Source organism: Arthrobacter sp. P1_B3, assembly GCF_056406615.1.
In genome coordinates this window covers 1-2,667 of sequence record NZ_JBFTZV010000062.1, presented here as the reverse complement: position 1 = coordinate 2,667, position 2,667 = coordinate 1, and the positions used below count along the sequence as shown (strand labels likewise).

At 62.6% G+C, this 2,667-nt stretch carries 2 protein-coding genes and 2 pseudogenes; 2 read left to right on the top strand and 2 right to left on the bottom strand.

What is annotated here, in order from left to right; all coding sequences use genetic code 11:
* Positions 1-442, bottom strand: a pseudogene (locus tag AC1D2F_RS23815) (AAA family ATPase); the annotation flags it as partial.
* Between the two features lie 110 nt (positions 443-552).
* Here AC1D2F_RS23815 and AC1D2F_RS23810 point away from each other — a divergent pair.
* Both AC1D2F_RS23810 and AC1D2F_RS23805 read left to right on the top strand, forming a co-directional pair.
* Positions 553-1,584, top strand: a pseudogene (locus AC1D2F_RS23810) (threonine aldolase family protein).
* Positions 1,585-1,777: 193 nt separating this feature from the next.
* Positions 1,778-2,326: a GNAT family N-acetyltransferase gene (locus AC1D2F_RS23805; protein ID WP_364742413.1), complete on the top strand. Its 549-nt coding sequence runs from the start codon at positions 1,778-1,780 to the stop codon at positions 2,324-2,326.
* A gap of 98 nt (positions 2,327-2,424) precedes the next feature.
* Here the strand turns inward: AC1D2F_RS23805 and AC1D2F_RS23800 are convergent.
* A partial coding sequence (locus AC1D2F_RS23800; protein WP_476967898.1) for a DUF309 domain-containing protein occupies positions 2,425-2,667 on the bottom strand: 243 nt, incomplete at its 5' end.

The window sequence follows — 2,667 nt, the reverse complement described above, 5'->3', positions numbered from 1 at the left end:
GGTCGTAGCCGCGGGTCGCCAGGAGCACCTTGGCCGCGGACGTGAGCTCGATGCCCATGTCCTTGTCCTTCAGTCGCTTCTCGAGCCGGCCAACGAACATGTCCACGATCTCGATGATCTCGTCCTGGGTCAGCTGCGGGAAGACCACAACATCGTCAACACGGTTCAGGAACTCGGGGCGGAAGTGCTGCTTGAGCTCCTCCGTGACCCGGGCGCGCATCCGGTTGTAGCCGGTCTGGGAGTCCGTGCCGGACTGGAAGCCCGTGGCGACGCTCTTGGAAATGTCCCGGGTACCGAGGTTGGTGGTCATGATGATCACGGTGTTCTTGAAGTCGACCACGCGGCCCTGGGAGTCGGTCAGGCGGCCGTCTTCCAGGATCTGCAGCAGCGAGTTGAAGAGATCGGCGTGCGCCTTCTCCACCTCGTCGAACAGCACCACGGAGATGTCAGGGTCCTTGCCAACGCTGTACAGCGGATCTTCGACCTGGAGGCAGAACAGATMAACGGGCAGCGCTTGCCCCTCACGGCCGGCCACCTCGTGGGCGCACCGGCATAAGCGTCAGCGTTGATACCAAAGCAGGCGTCCCGCACGTACTGGCGGGGCGCCTGCAGGACCCGGCATACCGGGGCTTCGCCACGGATAACTACACCGGGCTCACCCCGAAATCATCGAAGCAGTTCAGGCAGCCAACGAAGGCCACGTCACCGCATACGGCGAAGATGTCTACTCAGCAGCGCTTCAAGAGGTCATCCAGTCCCACTTCGGGACAACTGCTACCGCATATCCGGTCTTCAATGGAACAGGGGCCAACGTCCATGCCCTGCAAGCCCTGCTCCCGCGCTGGGGCGCTGTCATCTGCGCAGCAACAGCGCATATCAATACCGACGAAAACGGCGCCCCGGAACGGGTTGGCGGAATAAAGCTCCTCCCGGTCCCCACACCGGATGGCAAACTCACCCCGGAATTGATAGACGCCGAAGCTTGGGGGTGGGGAGACGAGCACCGGGCGCAACCGCGGGCCGTATCGATCACCCAAACCACCGAACTCGGCACCTGCTACACGCCGGAAGAAATCCAACGGATCGCTGAACACGTCCATGCGAAGGGAATGAAACTGCACCTGGGACGGAGCAAGGCTGGCCAACGCTGCAGCACATCTCGGGCTTCCTTTGCAGGCATTCACCACCGACGCCGGTGTCGACGTCCTGTCTTTTGGCGGCACCAAAAACGGGCTGCTGTTCGGCGAAGCCGTTATCTGGCTCAACCCACAGTCCGACCCAGGCATGAGCTACCTGCGCAAGATGAACATGCAGCTTGCCTCAAAGATCCGTTTCGTCTCTGCGCAGCTGGTAGCCCTGCTAACGGATGGGTTGTGGCTGCGGTCCGCCAGTCACGCCAACGAGATGGCTCAACGTCTCAGCGAAGGAATCTCGGCCATTAACGGCGTCTCACTGACGCAAGCAACACAGTCCAATGGCGTCTTTGCCGTCCTCCCACCCGGGGCAGCCGCGAAAGTCCGGGAATCCTTCCGCTTCTATGACTGGGACCAAGCACGCGGCGAAGTCCGGTGGATGTGCTCCTGAGTATGTCAGCCCGATTCAGGACCACTGAGACGGCTTGAATCAGGACCACTCAGGCCCCTAGTCCCTGGCCCTGACACCCTGCCCATCTCCTTCTAAATCGCACTTCGAGTCGCGGTCTTGCGAGCAGGCCCCCGGGGACGACTTAGCGATACTGGTCAGTTGCCGTTGTTGCGAGAGTGGTTCAGTCGTTCAGATGGCACTCTTCAGCTACGGGGCGTGGATCCTGCTCGATTTCGTCGTGCCGGGTAGTTTCAGCTTCAATGGCTACATGCCTCCCGTCTGGTCATTGCGCCAAAGCCTTCCCTCTGACGCTTCATGGATTGCCGAGCTCCGCGCCCAGGTCATGCGTCCCGATCTCGAGCGCCTCGGACGCTGGGATCCGGTGCGCGTCAGACAGCGCTTCCTCACGGGCTTTCACCCGGCGCATACGTTTGTTATCGACGTCGGAGCCTCCGCGGCCGGTGTGATTGCGGTCCGCCCCGAATCGGATGAGCAATGGATTGAACACTTCTATCTGGCCCCCAAGTATCAAGGGCAGGGTCTGGGGACCGCGGTGCTGCGCCACGTATTGGAGGCGCAGCGCGATCACCGGCCTTTCCGGCTCACCGTCCTCCAAGGCAGCCCGGCGAGACGCCTCTACGAACGCACCGGATTCGTCCACGAGCACGAGGATTCCATCGATGTGTTCCTCGTCGCCGAAACGGACCAGAAGGTCGTGCCCAGGAGAACCCGCTCCCGCTGAACGACCCGCTTATTGGACAGGCCAATGGTCAAGCAAACTCTCAACAGTCCCCCGCAATTAGTGCCTCCGCCGCCTGCCGCGGGGATGCCGGCCGCCGGTCAGTGGCCGGTGCGCATCCGGTCACGTGCGCAACTCACAACGGCGGACAAGTCCAGCCCGTAGGTCGGCCCGTCGCCGGAACCGTACTCCTCGAGTCGGCCCGCACCGCGCTCGAGGAGCCGGATCGCACCAATGCTGTTCCCCCGGGCGGCGTGGGTGAGCCCGACGCAGATCTGGGCGAGACCTTGCCAAAGGTTGCGTTCTTCGGCCGGCCCGGCTTTCCACCGGGCCTCGAGTACCTC

What these genes read in the sequence shown, in the direction of transcription:
- AC1D2F_RS23805 (WP_364742413.1), top strand. Translation starts at nt 1,778, where the DNA reads ATGGCACTCTTCAGCTACGGGGCGTGGATCCTGCTCGATTTCGTCGTG.